Origin of the sequence: Catenulispora sp. GP43 (assembly GCF_041260665.1) — a bacterium.
Classification (GTDB): Bacteria; Actinomycetota; Actinomycetes; order Streptomycetales; family Catenulisporaceae; genus Catenulispora.
In genome coordinates this window covers 100,691-117,322 of record NZ_JBGCCT010000033.1, presented here as the reverse complement: position 1 = coordinate 117,322, position 16,632 = coordinate 100,691, and the positions used below count along the sequence as shown (strand labels likewise).

Annotated in this window: 9 protein-coding genes; 4 read left to right on the top strand and 5 right to left on the bottom strand. The window is 70.1% G+C overall.

Annotation, left to right across the window (positions count from 1 at the left end; translation table 11 throughout):
• Positions 1-75: 75 nt before the first annotated feature.
• A complete protein-coding gene (locus ABH926_RS43600) occupies positions 76-2,808 on the bottom strand; it encodes a LuxR C-terminal-related transcriptional regulator (RefSeq protein ID WP_370372573.1) in 2,733 nt (910 codons plus the stop codon).
• 171 nt (positions 2,809-2,979) lie between these two features.
• Here ABH926_RS43600 and ABH926_RS43595 point away from each other — a divergent pair, with 171 nt between their 5' ends.
• From ABH926_RS43595 to ABH926_RS43585, 3 genes are all read left to right on the top strand, one after another.
• Positions 2,980-3,957 (top strand): helix-turn-helix domain-containing protein, encoded by a 978-nt coding sequence (locus ABH926_RS43595; protein WP_370372571.1) that lies wholly within the window; start codon positions 2,980-2,982, stop codon positions 3,955-3,957.
• A gap of 158 nt (positions 3,958-4,115) precedes the next feature.
• Positions 4,116-6,884, top strand: coding sequence for a LuxR C-terminal-related transcriptional regulator (locus ABH926_RS43590; RefSeq protein WP_370372569.1), 2,769 nt, complete (start codon positions 4,116-4,118; stop codon positions 6,882-6,884).
• Between the two features lie 133 nt (positions 6,885-7,017).
• Complete coding sequence (locus tag ABH926_RS43585) at positions 7,018-7,839, top strand: alpha/beta fold hydrolase (protein ID WP_370372567.1); 822 nt, start codon at positions 7,018-7,020, stop codon at positions 7,837-7,839.
• Positions 7,840-8,088: 249 nt separating this feature from the next.
• Here the strand turns inward: ABH926_RS43585 and ABH926_RS43580 are convergent, their stop codons facing one another.
• The 4 genes from ABH926_RS43580 to ABH926_RS43565 form a co-directional block, all read right to left on the bottom strand.
• Positions 8,089-9,087 (bottom strand): alpha/beta hydrolase, encoded by a 999-nt coding sequence (locus ABH926_RS43580; RefSeq protein WP_370372565.1) that lies wholly within the window; start codon positions 9,085-9,087, stop codon positions 8,089-8,091.
• 10 nt (positions 9,088-9,097) lie between these two features.
• Positions 9,098-11,881 carry an AAA family ATPase gene (locus tag ABH926_RS43575; RefSeq protein ID WP_370372563.1) on the bottom strand — a complete coding sequence of 928 codons (2,784 nt, stop codon included), beginning with the start codon at positions 11,879-11,881 and terminating at the stop codon, positions 9,098-9,100.
• Positions 11,878-12,834, bottom strand: a complete 957-nt coding sequence (locus ABH926_RS43570; protein WP_370372561.1) for an alpha/beta hydrolase — start codon at positions 12,832-12,834, stop codon at positions 11,878-11,880. Before ABH926_RS43570 ends, ABH926_RS43575 begins: the two co-directional genes overlap by 4 nt.
• A gap of 207 nt (positions 12,835-13,041) precedes the next feature.
• Positions 13,042-14,100: an alpha/beta hydrolase gene (locus ABH926_RS43565; RefSeq protein WP_370372559.1), complete on the bottom strand. Its 1,059-nt coding sequence runs from the start codon at positions 14,098-14,100 to the stop codon at positions 13,042-13,044.
• Positions 14,101-14,343: 243 nt separating this feature from the next.
• Between ABH926_RS43565 and ABH926_RS43560 the strand changes: the two genes are divergently transcribed.
• Entirely contained in the window at positions 14,344-16,611 is a 2,268-nt protein-coding gene (locus tag ABH926_RS43560) for a helix-turn-helix domain-containing protein (RefSeq protein WP_370372557.1), read from the top strand.
• Positions 16,612-16,632: the final 21 nt, after the last annotated feature.

The window sequence follows — 16,632 nt, the reverse complement described above, 5'->3', positions numbered from 1 at the left end:
GGCCGCGCACCGTTCCCGTTCCGAGAGCGTCCGGTCCGCCCAGGCAGTCACCCGGAGGACGACAAGAGGATCGGGTCAGTCTTCGCCGTGGCTGCCGAGCGCGCCCCGCAGCTCCGTCCTCGACGTGATGCCCAGCTTCGGGAAGACCTTGTACAGATGAACGCCGACCGTGCGCGGCGAGAGGTGCAATGCCTCGCCGATCTGTTTGTTGGTCATCCCCTGCGCGGCCAGTTCCGCGATGCGCGCTTCCCGCACAGTGAGGATCGGCGCCGGGTCCGCGATCCGCGGCTCGACGCTGCCGCCCGCTGTACGGAGTTCCTCGGCGGCGAGCAGCATCCAGGGCTCGCTGCGCAGCCCGCGGAAGATGTCCAGCGCGCTCTGTGCCTGGGCGCGAGCGGCGGCCCGGTGCTGATGACGGCGCAGCCAGCCCGCGAAGGCGAGCCGGACGCGTGCGCATTCAAATGACCACCGCTCCGCTCCGGCGACGGTCAGCGCCTCCTGGAACCGTGCCTCGGCTTGGTCGTCGGGAGCGGCGAGCGCCCGCGACGCGGCCAGCACGAACGCGTGGTGCGGTGAGATCTTCTCCACGCCGGCGGCAACCCCCGCGGCGACGTGCGCCCGGGCTGCTTCGACGTGCCCCGACCGCATCGCGCTGTCGACCAGGTCCAGGAACATGCGGTGGAAGTGCGGGACGCCCGGCGGAATCGTTCCCGGCGGGGTGAGCCGGCGGGCCAGCCCGAAGGCTTCCGCTGCGTCTCCCCCGGTGACCGCCGCACGGATCTCGATCTCCAGCGCCTCCGCCACGCCGAACCCCAGCCCGCGCGGCTCGGCCCAGGCCCGCATCGTCTCGGCGCAACGCCGCCACACGGGCTCGTCCCCCCGGCTGGCCGCCACCAGTCCTCGTGCGTACAGAGCGGCGTGAACGTAGAAGTCGTAGCCACGCTCGTGGGCGCTCTCTTCGGCTTCGGCGGTCAGGGTTTCGACGGCGTCCCAGTCACCGCGGATGTAGTGGTCGTAGCACCGGGCCACGGTCAGCAAGTGGTACGTCGTATACGTGCTCTGTTCCGTCAGGTCGTGCCACAGGGGACCGTGATCGCCCAGGACGTCTGTCGCGTGCAGGGTCCACAACAGCCAGTTGATCTGCTGGTACGTCTGCGGCGCCGGCCCGGCCGCGACGGCCTCGATCCGCTCGCGGATGGCGAGCGCGGTGCGTGCCGGGTCGGAGAGCGCGGCGTGGCACAGCCGGCCGAAGACCGACACCCGGCCCAGCGAACGCGTCAGCGGCTCCCACAGTTCCTGACGTCCCAACCAGACGGCGGCGATGAACAAGAGGTAGAAGACCCGCTCGAAGTCGGCGTCGTACTCCCCTCCGGCAGGAATCCGCTCCAGGACCGGTAGGAACTCGCGGTAGACGCCCTCCATGTCGCTGTCCCGGTAGATCATGACGAAGGCCGCCGCAGTGGCCCGGCGAACCGCGACCTCCACCGGCATGTCCTCCTCGGCTGTCTCCTGGAGCAAAGCCGCGCACTGGTCCAGCTGCCCACCGACCGCCGCGGCGATCGCACCGTCCACCTGACGCCTGACGCGATCCGCGCGATCCGGACTCAACTCCGCCGCCCGCGAGAGCGCGACGCTGGCTTCAGCGGCGCCGCCGCGTTTGAGTGCGTGGTCAGCGGCAGCGGCCAAAGCCTTGGCGACGCTCTCGTCGGGACCGGTGACCGCGGAGGCCAGATGCCATGCCTTGCGCTCCGGATCCTGGTCTGCCACCTGTGCCAACGCCGAGTGCGCGCTGCGGACCACCGCCGCGGGCATCGCACGGACCAGCGCGGAGCGCACCAGCGGGTGGCTGAAGACGACTTCCTCGCGATGCCGATCGATACCGACCAGGTCGCTGCCCGCGATGCCGTCCAGCACGGCTTCAGTCCATCCCGGCCAGCTCTTCAGGGCCGCGGCTCGAACCTTCCGCAGGCCCCCGGGTCCCTGGCCGCCGAGTGCGGCCAGGAGAAGGGTGTATCGCGTGGCATCCGAGAGCGTACGAAGCCGGCCGGCGAACGTCCTGTCAAGATTGGTTCCCAGCGTCAGCACCGCCGGCAGCACAGCCGTTCCTTCCCGTTGGCGGTCACTGAGCTGGACGGGCAGCTCGATGAGGGCCAGGGGGTTTCCGTCCGCCTCCTGAAGAATCCTACGCACCGGTTCCTCTGCGAGTCCGGGATGGGAGGCCTCAAGAAGCTGCGCAGCCTCGTCACGTCCCAGGGGGCCGAGGGGCAGAACCCGGAACGAGGCGTGGTCGAGCGGACCGGGAGATCCGCTGCGGGCCGCCGCCAGCAAACCGACCGGGAGCCCTGCCAGGCGCCGCGCCACGAAGGCCAGCACTTGGGCGCTGGACATATCGATCCACTGCGTGTCGTCGGCGACGACCAGGACCGGCTGTTCCACAGACACCGTCTGGAGCAGTGCCAGCGTCCCCGCTGAAATGACGAACCGGTCGGGCGCGGGGCCGTCTGTCAGGCCCAGCGCCCGCTGCAACGCGTCGCGTTGTGGGGCCGGAAGACGGTCCGTACGGTCGAGCAACGGATACAGGATCTGGTGCAGGGTGGCGAACGCCAGCTCGGACTCCGACTCGCTGCCCACCACGCGCAGGACACGACGTCCCAGGGCCGCCGCCCGGTCGGCCGTCCAGTCCAGCAGGGCCGACTTGCCCATCCCGGGCCCGCCCGTCACCATCAGAGCTCTGCCGTTCGTCTCAGCGGCGACCAGGTCGTCGAGGACGGACTGCTCCCGCAAGCGGCCGATCAGCGCCGTCACCATCTCGAGTGCTCACTCCTGTTCGTTCTGCGCCGAGCGTAAGCCGACCGCGCCTGATCTGGCGAACCAGGGCTGCTTACGCATGGCTCGGCTTGTGGGACGTAGGAAAGCAGATGAACAAGTGCAGTAAGTTGACCAATGCGTCGAGGGACCCGCGATGGCGAGGCTGACGCTATGAGCCCGACGACCCTTGCGATGACGACCGAGTCCGTGCCGGACCAGAACGCCCGCGCCTACTGGCAGGACGCCGTGAACCACCGCTTCGGACCTGTGGCCGTGGCCCCTTGGAACGACAGCGGACCCTTCGCCGGACGCCTCGCCGTGCGCGACGTCGGCTACCTGCAGGTCACCACGTTCGAAGCCGACGCCCAACGGCTCCGCCGAGGTTCGCGGCTTGCCCAGGACTCCGCCGAGAGCCACATCACCATCGGCCTGCTGGCCGCCGGCTCCGCGTCGATGACCCAGGACGGGCGCAGCACCGGAGTCGACCGGGGCGACCTGGTGATCTTCGACGGCGCGCGGCCCTACTCGTTCGACTTCCCCGAGCGCTTCCTGTTCCATCTGTTCCTGCTCCCCCGCCGGGCGATGACCGTCCCGGAGAACGACCTGCGGCACGTCGCCGCGAAGGCGATCCGACCCGACCAGGGCGTGGCGGCGATGCTGGCGCCGGTGCTGACGGTGCTGGCGTCGGGCGCGCCCTGCACCGCGTCGGTGGGGAACCGGCTCGCGGGCAACGTCGCCGACCTGGTGGCCACCCTCGTCACCGAACACGTCGAGCTTCTTCCGGATCCTGATGCGGCGACCAGCCACCTGGCGCTGCGCATCCGGAGGTACATCAACCACCAGCTGGCGGACACTGAGCTGTCTCCTGAGAGCATCGCCAAGGCCCACGGCATTTCCGTGCGGTACCTCCACCGGATCTTCGAAAGCGAAGGCATCACGGTCAGCCGTCTGATCCGACGGCGGCGGCTGGAGGAGTGCTGCAGAGAGCTGGCTCGTCCGAACCGTGCGAAACCCACTGTCTCCGCGGTCGCGCAACGCTGGGGCTTTGTGAACGCCGCGCACTTCAGCCGGACGTTCAAAGCGGCCTACGGGGTCACGCCCCGGGAGTGGCGCAGCGGTCGGCAGCCGGCGGCTTCGCTCGCGGCTTGACGGCCCCCGGCGGCCACCGCTGCGCGGTTAAGTCGCGTGACTGATGCCCGACGCAAGCGGACGGCATAGCGTCGCTGAGACGAAGGCCGATTCTGCTCTGACCGGCCGTGTCGCCTGTAGGAGTCCCGTCTCGCCGAGTCCGCTGTGGAGGTGGCCCCATGAAGATCCATGGGCGCGTCCTGGAGCTGGCCACCCTGGAAGCCGCCATCGACCGTTCCCCTGGGAGCGTGCCCAGCATCGTCCTGCACGGAGACCTGGGCATCGGCAAATCCGCCCTCCTCCAGGCCGGGGTCGCCTACGCGCAGCAGCACGGCAACCGGATCCTCTGCGCCACGGGCTATGAGGACGAGTCCCAGCTCGCCTTCGCCGGACTGCATCAGCTGTTCGCACCGGTCATGTCGTATCTGGACCGCACTGAGCCGTTCCATCGGGACGTGCTGCGCCGCGTCCTGCGCTACGAGCCGGGCCCGCGGCCAGAGCGCTTCGCCGTCTCCGCCGCATCGCTGGCCCTGGTGCAGGCGGTCGCCACCGACGGCCCGGTGCTGGTGGCGGTCGAGGACGCGCACTGGATGGACCAGGAGACACGCGAGGTACTGCTGTTCACCATGCTGCGCCTCCGGCCGGAAGGAGCTGTCAGCGCGATTCTCGCGCAGCCGCTTCTCACGGCCGCCGAGCGGAGAACCCGCGGTTTGACCACCCTGGAGGTGGGTCCGCTGTCCGACGCCGACTCCGAAGGCCTTCTGCTCGACCGGTGCCCGGATCTGCCTGCGGGACTACGGCAGCGCGTGCTTCTCGAAGCCGCCGGGAACCCCCTCGCGCTCACCGAGTTGCCCGCGGTGCTCACCAGCGCTGCCAGCGCGCCCGGCCTGGTTCCCGGCCGGCACCCGCTGCGGACCCGGCTGGAAACCGACTATGCGGCCGTGGTGAGGGCCTTGCCGGACGTCACCAGGCTCGCCTTGCTGCGGATAGCGTTGGATGCCGAAGGCCGCGATCGGGACACCCCACAGGCCGGTCCGGCCCCGCATCCGCCCAAGCTGTCGCAGCAGGAACTCCTCGACCTCGAACAACTGCGGCTGATCACCGACGGCTCCACGCCGACCGCGCCGCGTTTCCGACATCCCCTGGTCCGATCAGCGATCATCGGAACGGCCTTGCCGGATGAAGTTCGCGCCGCGCACGCGGAACTGGCTGCGGCGTACCACGGCCGACCCGAACGGCGGATGTGGCACCTCATGGCATCGGCCACCGAGCCGGACGAAGAGGCCGCGGCCGAAATCGAGCGCGCGGCCGAGCAGATCGGAGGGCGCGGCGGAGCAGCCCGCGCGGTGGCGGCGCTGCGCCGCGCCGCCGATCTGAGCCCCGCCACGAGCGATGCCGTACGCCGTCTCCAGAGCGCGGCCGGTTTGGCGGTGGACGGCGGTCAGGCCGAATCAGCCGCGGCCCTGCTGGCCCGGGCCCGGATCGCGCTCGGCAGCCACCGACCGGGCGCCAGGGACCAGATCACCCGAGCCGCGCTGGCGTTCCGCTTCGAGGGAGACCTCCCCGGCGTCCGCAAGACCTTGTTCCGCCTGTTGAACAACGGCGAGGCGTTCCCGGAGCGGAGCGAAGCCCTCTGGCTGCTGATCATGGCCGTCCATTACGGTCAGAGCCCCGAGGACTGGAGCGAGGTCACCCGGCTCGTCGCGCTGCACCATGACGCGTTGGACGACGACGTCAGGCTCCTGTACCAGTCGATCGCCGGTGCGACGGAACTGGCCGCAGGCCCGGGGACGGTTCCGGAGCACCTCGCGAACACGGCCAATCTGCTGCCGGAGGACCTGACCGCCAGACGCCTGGTAGCGCTGTCCCTCGCAGCTTCGAGGGCTGATTCGCTGAGCGAGGTCCGTCCCTTCCTGCGGATGCTCACCGACCGCGAGTCCGAGTCCGGCGCCGTCGTGCACGCGGTCAACGGCTATCTGTTCTCGGCGCAGGACCGCTACCTGTCCGGAGATTGGGAGGCGGCGGAGTCCGCCGTCGGCCACGGCCTCGACCTGAGCATCGAGCACGGTCTCACAGTGGCCGCGCACGACTTCCGCTGTCTGCTCGGCTTGATCGCCGCCGGCCAGGGCGACCCGGACACAGTTCGCGAGCTCAGCCAGGCCATCGAGCAATGGGCCACGCCGCGCGGCAGCGGACTCCACCTGGCGTACTCCGCCCGCAATCTCGCACTCGCCGCCCTGTCGCAAGGCGACTACGAGACCGCGTACGCCCAGTCCACGCGGATCGGCGTCTCGACCATCGGCCCGGCCTTCACGGGCATCGCGTCCTGGACCTTGTTCGACCGGGTCGAGGCGGCGGTCCGGACCGGCCGCCGCGACGAGGCGACGGAATTGATCGCGGTGGCGTCCGCAGCCGGCCTGGCCGACATCTCATCGCGGTTGCAGATGCACATCCTGGCCGCCCGCGCACTGACGGCGCCCGACGACGAGGCGGTGCCGCTGTTCCAGGCGACGCTGGCCCTGCGGAACGTCGACCGGTGGCCGTTCGAGACCGCCCGGGTCAGCCTGGCCCTGGGCGAGCTGTACCGTCGCCGGCACCGCCCCGGCGACGCGCGCCCGGAGCTCCGCCGGGCCGCCGAGGTCTTCGCCCGCATCGGTGCGACGCCGTGGCAGCAGCGCGCAGAGCAGGAACTGCGCTTGGCGGGCGTCGCCATCCAGACCCCGTTCTCGTCCCCACACGACCTGCTGCCCCCCGTCGAGCTGACCGCGCAGCAGCTGGAGGTGGCACGTCTGGCCGCTCGCGGCCTGAGCAACAAGGCGATCGCCGAGCGGCTGTTCTTGTCGCCGCGGACGGTCAGCGCGCATCTGTACCGGATCTTCCCCAAGCTCGGCATCACATCGCGCTCCGCGCTCCGTGACGCCCTCGACGTCCTGACACCGGCGGCCTGAGCTTAAGCACTCTGAAAAGCATGACTTAGCTGCTCCCGAGCCTGACTGCAGCAGTTTGGCAGATTCGCCGGCCGGGCCCGGACCGACATGATCGAAATCGACGCCGATCACCCACGTTCTAAGGAAGCACACGATGAGTTTCATCACCACCACCGACGGCACGAAGATCTTCTACAAGGACTGGGGCAGCGGGCAGCCGGTGGTCTTCAGCCACGGCTGGCCGCTGAACGCCGATGTCTGGGACGAGCAGATGAAGCTGGTCGCCGACGCCGGTTTCCGCGCCATCGCCCACGACCGGCGCGGCCACGGCCGCTCGGACCAGCCGTGGACCGGCAACGACATGGACACCTACGCCGACGACCTGGCACAGCTGGTCCAGACCCTGGACCTGACCGACGCCATCCACGTCGGGCACTCCACCGGCGGCGGCGAAGTCGCCCGGTACATCGGCCGCCACGGCTCCTCGCGGGTGGCCAAGGCCGTCCTGCTCGGCGCCGTGCCGCCGATCATGGTCAAGACCGACGCCAACCCCGATGGCCTGCCGATCGACGTGTTCGACGGCATCCGGGCCGGCGTGCTGGCCGACCGGTCGCAGTTCTTCAAGGACCTCGCGGAGCCCTTCTACGGCTTCAACCGTCCGGACGCGGCGCGTTCGCAGGGCATGGTGGACTCGTTCCAGGCCTGGGGCATGCAGTGCGGACTGAAGGGCGCCTACGACTGCATCAAGCAGTTCTCGGAGACCGACTTCACCGCCGACCTGGAGCGCATCGACGTGCCCACGCTGGTGGCGCACGGCGAGGACGACCAGATCGTGCCCTACACCGACGCCGCGTTGAAGACCGCAGAGATCGTCAAGGACGCCACCCTCAAGATCTACGCGGGCGGTTCGCACGGCCTGCAGGGTGAGTACCGCAAGGCGTTCGAGGCCGACCTGCTCGCCTTCATCAAGGGCTAGGAGACGGCCCGCTGAGGCGGTCCCCGCGCTCGGCGTGCCGCACCGACAGGGCCCTGCCAGCCGATAGCGGCTGGCAGGGCCCTGTGAATAGGGCTGAACGAACGACACCCCTTCAGAAGCAAGTAGAGGAAGCCTCCTGATGGACGGGATCGTCCGGCCCGTCGGGGAAGGAGACGTGATCGCGAGCCCGGTCACCGTTCGCCTTCACCGGCTGACCGGCGGGTCCTGATCCGCTCACCGCTCCCCACATCAGCGCAGATCCGCCAGAGCGTGTTCGAGGAAGCTGCCGCCCTGGCGGATCGCGGCCCGCGCGGGCGGGCTGTCGCGGATCGCGTTGAGCGAGACGAAATCGTGGACGGTCCCCAGGTACCGGATGGCTGTGACGGCGACACCAGCCTTCCGGAGCCGGCGCGCGTACTGCTCAGCCTCGTCGCGGACGACGTCCGCCTCCGCCGAGACGACCATGGCCGTCGGCAGTCCTGCCAGATCCGCCGATGTCGCCCGCAGCGGTGCGGCAGTGGGTTCGGCGAGTTCCCGCTCGTCGTCGGTGTACTGCTGCCAGTACCCCTCCAGGGCTTCGCGAGTGAGCAAGTAGCCGGAGGCGAACTCAGCGCGTGAAGCGGTCTGCGCGCTCGGGTCGGTCATCGGGTAGTACAGCAGTTGCGCGCGTATACGAGGACCGCCCCGTTGTCTGGCCGCCATGGTCACGGCCGTGGCCAAGGTCGCTCCGGCGCAATCGCCGGCCACCGCGAGGCGCCGGCCGTTCAGACGCAGCGCGGTGGCGTTCTGGACGACCCAGGTCAGCAGCGAGTAGCACTCTTCCAAGGCGACCGGATAGCGCGCCTCGGGCGTGCGGCTGTATTCGGGGACGACGAACACCGCGCCGCTGGCTACCGTCAGCTCACTGATCATGCGCTCATGGGTCTGGGCGTCGCCCAGCATCCACCGGCCGCCGTGGACGTAGACGACCACCGGGAGCGGGCCGGACTGGCCGGAGGGGCGAAACGTCCAGAAGCCCACGAGCCCCGACGGTCCCACGGGCGCCACCAGGAATTCCACATCCAGGCCGTAGTCCTCCAGGGTTCGGCCCTGAGCCTCCGACAGCGCCTGCCGACCGTCGAGCGGGCCGAGCTGATGCAGGTACGGCGGCGCAGCCGAAGCATCGACGAACCGCTGGATCGCCGGATCGAGGACGACGGCGGTTCCGCGGTCGCGACCGCCGCCAGTCGCAGCCGTTTCGTCTTTCATGTCCCTCGTCTCACAGATCGTTGAAGAAGTCGCGCAGCTGGTGCCGGCTGCTGACCCCGAGTTTCGGGTACACGCGATAGAGGTGCGCGCCGATCGTCCGGGGCGACACCACGAATCGCTCGGCGATCTCCCGATTGCTCAGCCCGCGGGCCGCCATCCTGACGATCTTCTCCTCGTGGGCGGTCAGCGTGGAGAGTGGATCAAGCGTAGTCGCCGTCATGGCGACACCACTGGCCCGCAGTTCAGCACGCGCCTGCCCGGCCATGCCCTCCGCACCGAGCCGGCTGAACGACTCCCACGCCGCCGTCAACAGAGCTCGGGATTCCGAAGGATGACGATGCCGGCGCAACCACTGCGCATAGTGGAACCGGGCCAGGGCACGCGCGAAAGGCCACTGCTCAGCAGCGGGATTCACCACGGCCAGGCGGAAGTGCTGCTCGGCATCCTTGTCCGCACCGACCAGAGCTTCAGCATGGTGCAGCAGCAGCGTCATCCGGGTCGTCGGCTCCGGCCCCGCCGCCTCGCGAACCGCCGCCACGACTGTCGCAGCCTCCTGCCGGCGGCCAGCGCGGAAGGCGGCGGCTGCGAGATCGGCGACCAACCTCGGCGAGTGGAAGTAGTGCAGCGGTGCCCCGTCGTCGCCGAACAGCCGCCGGAGATGCCGGTAAGCGCCCTCGAAATCACCGGCGGCCGTCGCGGCGGTGGCGGCCGCCCGCAACAGCCAGACATGCGCGGCCCGGTTCTCCTCCAGATCGACGGCCGTCCACGACAATTCCGGCGGGGGAACCCCGGCACCGGAGCGAACGGACTCGGTGCTGGAGCCGCGCAGCCCACGCAGGGTCACCCGCAAAGCGTCGACAGCGACCTCGACGCGCACCAGCTTGTGGACGACAGCGAGTTCCCACGCCTCGGCCAGCAACTCGTCGGCCTCGGCCCACCGGCCGGTATCGATCAGCGTCGCGGCCATCGCGGGAAACGAGTTCGCCCCGTTTCCCATGGCCCCCTGCCCGCGCAGCAGCACCGACATCTTCCGGAAGGCATCGAGGCAAAGGTCTGACTCGTCGGCCCAGAACGCGACGGCTCCGAGGACTTGGAGCCGCTCCGCCTCACCCGGGCCGGGCAGCGGGTCCAGCAGGGAGGGCTGCCGGGTCCGGCTGAGCATCGCGGGGGCGTTGGCGACCGGATCGATCCCGGCCAGCACACCCGCCCGGATGGCGTCGACAGCCTCGACGGGCACCAGCGGCGTATGGGACGTCTCGACATCCTCGATCACCACCCGATCGAGGAGGGATGCGACTGGACGACGGATCTCGGGCAGCCCCGAATGGACGCCGAGGGTGTTCAGCACGGCGGTCAGGGTGAGCAGGGTCCTGCCGTCGTTGGGCGGCGGGTCGGCCGCGTCCATCACGATCTGGAAGGCCTCCCGCTGACGGCCGAAGAAGGACAACGCCCGGGCCGCGCCACAGGCCGCCGCGCTCAGTACATCCCGATCCCGCGTCAAGGCCGTGACCTTGGCGTACAGCTCGACGACCCAAGAGGGGTCCCCCGCGTTGATCGCGGCCCGGACCGCCTCGGCATACCGGCGCGCCTTGTCTTCCGGATCGGGACTGCACTCGGCGGCCCGTTCCCAGGCGCGCGCAGCCGCGAACAGGCCGCCGCGTGTCCCGGCCAGTTCTGCCGTCTCCTCCAGAGCCGCGGCCACCGTCTCGTCGGGGTCGACGCACGCTGCCGCCAGGTGCCAGGCCCGGCGCGCGGGATCGTCGGCGAGCACCGCGGCCAGATCGGCGTGCGCCTGGCGCCGGGCACGGGCGGTGGACCCCTGGTAGGAGGCGGCGCGGACCAGGGGGTGCTGAAACCCGACCTGGCCGTCGACGATGGCTATCAGTGCGGCTTCCTCCGCGGGCTCCCATCCCGCCAGATCGCAGCCCGCCGCCGCAGCCGCCATGACGGTCGCCAGATCCGTGTAGCCCGAGGACGCAGCCGCGTACAGGACCAGCCGTTGGGTGGCCTCCGGCAGGGCGCGGAGCCGGGAGGCGAACATCTCCTGGATACGCAGGCTTCGGGGCGGCCCGCTTACCGGCGTCCCCTGTGAGGCGTCCCCGAACGCCGAGCGGCACAGCTCGATGATGGCCAGAGGATTGCCTTCCGCCTGCTCGAGCACATCCATCCGGGCGCGGCCAGCCGGGGCCTGGGGCTGGGCGTCCATCAGCCGAACCGATGCCTGGCCGGTCAGCGGCCCCATGGCCAGGATCGGAAGCCCCGGCACGAAGCCCTCCGGCGGCGTCAGACCACGCGCGGCGAACAGCATCGTCACCGGCTCGACGGTGAGCCGCCGCACTGCGAAGCCCAGGACGTCGCGGGAATCGCGGTCGAACAGCTGCACATCGTCCACGATCAGCAGCAGCGGCCGACGCCGTGACACCTCGGCGAGCACCGTCAGGACGGCGACCCGCAGATGCATCGGGTCGGCCGGCTCTGTGGCGGCGACCGAGCCGAACGCCGTCTCCAGCGCTTTACGCAGGTGCCCGGGCAACTCGACGATGCCGGGCAGGAGCGGACGCAGCAGTTGGCGCAAGGAAGCGAAGGACAGCTCCGTCTCGCCTTCACAGCCCTGGGATGTCAGGACCTTCGTTCCGATCCCCGACGCACGCTCGGCGGCGACGGTCAACAATGTCGTCTTGCCCGCGCCGGCCTCACCGAGCACCAGGAGAGTCCGCGAGGCGTCCCGGCCGGCGTCGACCACCTTCAGGATCCGATCTGCCTCCGCTTCGCGACCGATCATCGGCATCTTCATGGGTGAAGCACCTCGCGGAGGAAGTCCGCGGCCTGGCGAGTGGCCGCCATGGCGGCCTGGGTGCCGCGCATCGCGTCCAGAACCATGAAGTCGTGGATGACGCCGTCGTAGCGCACCGCCGTCGTGGGCACTCCTGCGGCGCGCAGTGCGGCAGCATAGGCCTCGCCTTCGTCGCGGACGACGTCGGCCTCGGCCACGATGACGAGAGCCGGTGGCAATCCGGCCAGTTCCTCCGGGGTCGCGCGCAACGGTGCGGCGGTGACGTTGACCCGCTCGGCGGGGTCGGTGGTGTACTGATCCCAGAACCAGCGCATGCGTTCGCGGGTAAGGAAGTAGCCCTCCGCGAACCTGTCGTAGGAGTCGGTGTCGAAGGCGGCGTCGGTCACCGGGTAGAACAGCGACTGCCCGGCCAGGACCGGACCGCCGCGCCGCTTGGCGAGCATCGTGATCGCCGCGGCCATGGTGCCGCCGACGCAGTCCCCGGCCACCGCGATGCGCCGGCCGTCCAGGCCGTGCGCGGCGCCGTGCTCGGCCAGCCACAGGAGTGCCGCGTAGATCTCCTCGATCGCGACGGGATATTTCGCCTCCGGCGACAGGCTGTAGTCGACGAACACCGTCGCGGCCCGGGCTCGGACGGCCAGCTCGCGGACCAGCCGGTTGTGGGTGCGGGCGTTGCCGAACACCCAGCCCGCGCCGTGGATGTACAGGACGACGGGAAGCGGACCGCCACTTCCCACCGGCCTGAAGATCCGGAGAGTGACGGCACCGGAAGGACCGCCGGGTACGACCAGGTCCTCGACGTCGGCGGCCGGGACGGGAAGGTCTCCGTCCTGGAGGAAGTCGAGGACCAGGCGCCCCTTCTCCGGGCCCAACTGATGGATGAGCGGCGGTTCGCCGGCCGCGTCGACGAAGGCCTGCGCAGCCGGCTCCAGCACCGACTCGGTCTCGGACACTGCACGCTCCCCTGGTCGATGATCCGCCGGCTCCGGCCGAACATCGGCGGGGTTCCAGGATCCCTTTGCGCAGGCCCCGACGCATCAGTCGCTCGACTGCTCAGTGCGTTCCGCATGAAGTCACGCCGGGGACAATCACTCCGCCACCGCGGCGAGTCTGGCGGTTCGCACGACGCAGCGGCGGGGGGGTGTCGATGGTGGGACGGATCAGGATCCGGTGTGCAGGACGCCGGACAGGAAGCTGTCCGCCTGGGCTACCGCGGCCTGGTCCGCGTTGGTGGTGGACAGGGCGTTCAGCATCATGAAGTCGTGGAAGACGCCCTCGTAGCGCACGGCGGTAACGTTGTCGCCGGCCGCGCGGAGCTTGGCGGCGTAGGCCTCGCCCCCGTCGCGCAGAACGTCCGCCTCATCGGTGATGACCAGTGCCTTCGGCAGACCGGAGAGCTGGTCGGTGCTGGCGAGCAACGGCGAGGCGAGGATGTTGTCGCGGGCGGCCACGTTCGGCTCGTAGGCGTTCCAGAACCACTCCATCGACTTGCGGGTCAGCCAAGGGCCCTGGGCGAACTCCTTGTAGGACGCGGTGTTGAAGTTCGCATCCACCACGGGATAGAACAGCGCCTGCCCGGCCAAGTGGGGACCACCGCGCTCCTTGGCCATGAGGGTGATAGCCGCCGACATGTCGCCGCCGACGCTGTCACCGGCTATGGCGATCCGGGAGCTGTCGGCGTTGATCTCGCTGCCGTGCTGGGCGACCCACTGGGTCGCCGCGTAGATCTGCTCGATCGCGATCGGGAAGCGGGCCTCGGGCGACGGGGTGTAGTCGACGAAGACCACCTCGGAGTGCGCGCCGTTGGCGATCTGGCGGACCAGGCGGTCGTGCGTCGACTCGTCTCCGAGTACCCACCCGCCGCCGTGGACGTACATGACGACCGGCAGCTTGCCGGTCGCACCGGCGGGACGAACGATCTCAACCGTCACCGACCCCGTGGGGCCCACCGGCAGCGTGCGATGCGAGACATCGGCCGGGAGCACGGAGACCGGGCCGGCCTGGGCGCTGTCCAGTGCCTTGCGGGCATCCGCATAGGACAGGGTGTAGATCGGCGGATTCTTGGCCGCGGTATCGGCGAAAGCCTGAGCAGCAGGCTCCAGGACCACCTTGTTCTGACCGCTCGGACTCGCCGCGACGGCGCTGGCCGTCACAGCAGAGCCGAGAGCCAGCACGGCGGTAGCGGTGATGGCGGTCCGCCGGAATCGACGCGTGGGCATCGGAAGTCTCCTTCAGCAAAAGGGGTGTTGAGCAGCCCGCTTGTCGGGCCGGCTTCGAACGTAGGGGCGGAAGAGACATCGATGATGCTTGAGAGAGCACAGGCTGTTGGCTGGGAACGCATACGCGCGGTCGGCGTCGCGGGACCGACCGCCCAGCCCGCACTGAATCGGCGCTCATTGATCGCGCCACCTCCGCTACGGTGAGCCCATCGATCATGGCCTCGAGAGCAGAGTTGGTCACCGATGGACGCTAGCGGACAGGCATCGCAGACTACGTTCGCCGCTGAGCTGCGCCGTCTCCGCCAGCGTGCGCGTCTGACGTTGGAGGCGTTGGCGGACGCGTCAGGGGTCAGCGCGCGGACGATCGGCGGGCTGGAGCGCGGGCACAGCCTGGGACCGCAGCGGCGGACGGTGATGGCGCTCGCCGACGGCCTGAACCTGGACGAGGCCGATCGGGAAGCGCTGGAACGGCTGGCGGAAGTCGGGCGCCCGCGCCCGGTCACGGCGCCGGCCGGATGGTGCGCGCCGCCCCGGCCGGTCGCCGACTTCGCGGGACGCGAGGACGAACTGGTCCGGCTCGCGGCGCTGGCCGCAGGTCAGGGGCACGCGGCCTCGGTCGTTGTGCTGTCCGGTCCAGGCGGCATCGGCAAGACGACGCTCGCGGTCGAGGCCGGGCGGCGGCTGGCGGACGACAAAGGGTTCGCTTTGTTCTACCTGGACCTGCGCGGGTTGGACGACGAGCCGCTGGACCCGGTGACCGCGTTGTTCCGCCTGCTGAAGGCCCTTGGCGTCGGGAACCGCGACATGCCTGATGACGTGGACGGCCGGTCGGGGCAGTTCCGTGCGCTGTTGGAAGAACGGCCCGCGGTCGTCGTCCTGGACAACGCCCGGGACGAGGAGCAGGTGCGGCCGCTGCTGCCCGGTGCCGGACCGGGGCTGGCACTGGTAGCCAGTCGCAGGCTGCTGACCGGGCTGGAAGGGGTTGCGCGGCTGCCGGTTCCGGTTCTGGACTCCGGGTCGGCCGTCGGGTTGCTGCGTTCGATCATCGGCGGCGCCGATGGGAACCGCAGTGAGGGGCTCGCCGAGCTGGCCGCGTTGTGCGGCGGGCTGCCGCTGGCCCTGCGCATCATCGGCAACCGGCTGGCCACCAGGCCGGGCTGGACCGCTCGGCAACTGGCCGACCGGCTGGCCGATTCCGAGCGGCGGCTGGAGCGGATCCACGCCGGAGATCTGCAGATCACGGCGGCGTTCGGCATGTCGTACGACCACTTGAGCCCGGCCGCGCAGCGGCTGTGCCGCCGGCTGGCATTGGTGCCCGGTCCCGACTTCGCCCCTCCTTTGGCCTCGGTGCTGATCGGTGCCTCCGTGGAGGAGACCGAGGAGTTGTTGGACGAGCTCCACGAGCTGGGTCTGCTATCCCAGGTCGGCGACATCCGCTACGGCTTCCACGACCTGATCCGGCTGTTCGCCGGCGATCGCCTGGCAGCCGAGGAGGATGAGGCGCAGCGGGAGGCTTCGACCAAGGCGATGGTCGAGTGGCTGGTGGAGGTGACCGTGACGGCCGGCCGCTGGTTCGAGCCCGACTACGGCGCCGCGCCCCAGGACTGGGGGCTGCCGGTCGACCTGTCGACGTCCGAGGCCGCCACAGCGTGGCTACAGGCCGAGGCTGACAACTGGCTCGGCGCGGTGCGGATCGCCGCGGCGCACGGCTGGGATCGTCAGGTCGTCGACACCGCCGAAGCCCTGCACTGGTTCTCAGACCACTGGCTCGCCTGGGCGCACTGGTTCGAGCTGTTCAGCCTGGCTGCCTCGGCGGCGGAGCGGATGGGCGACGCCGTGGCGCAGGCGACGCAGCTGAACTACGTGTCCTGGGCTCTGGCGGCGCGTGGCGAGAACAAGCAGGCGCACGAGACCGCTCTGCGCGCGGTCCGGATCGCCGAACAGGCCGGAGATATCCAGCAGAAGGCCTGGGGGTTCAACTATGCGGCTGCTGCGTTGCTCTACTCGGACCCCGCCGCGGCGCTGCCCCACGCTCAGGACGCGGAACGGTTGTTCGCGCAAGCGGGGGACTTCGTGGCCCATTTACAGGCGCTCCAGACGGTGGCCTTTGCCCTGACACAGCTGGAACGGCCGCACGAGGCCATCGAAAAGCTTCACGAGGCCCTGGAAATGGCCCGCGTCCCGCAGACCACCGCGGCACGACAACTGGTCGCCGACATCGCACTGTTCTCCGGTGCAAGGCACCTGGCCTGGTCATACACGGCAGTCGGCGACGACGCCCTGGCCGAGGACTTCTACCGGAACGCACTTGCCGACGTCGACCGCCTCGACCTCCCGTTCCAGCAGGCCGGCACCGAGGTGCGACTCGCGGGCGTGCTGCACCGACGGGGCCGCCCCGACGAAGCCACGTCGATGCTTCACACAGCCCGGGCGCGGTTCCTGGCGGTGGACGCCGCTGCGCAGGTCGCAGAAATCGACGAGCAGCTGGAGCAATGGCGGGACGGCCAGTGAGACAGACGTCGGCGGCCCGCA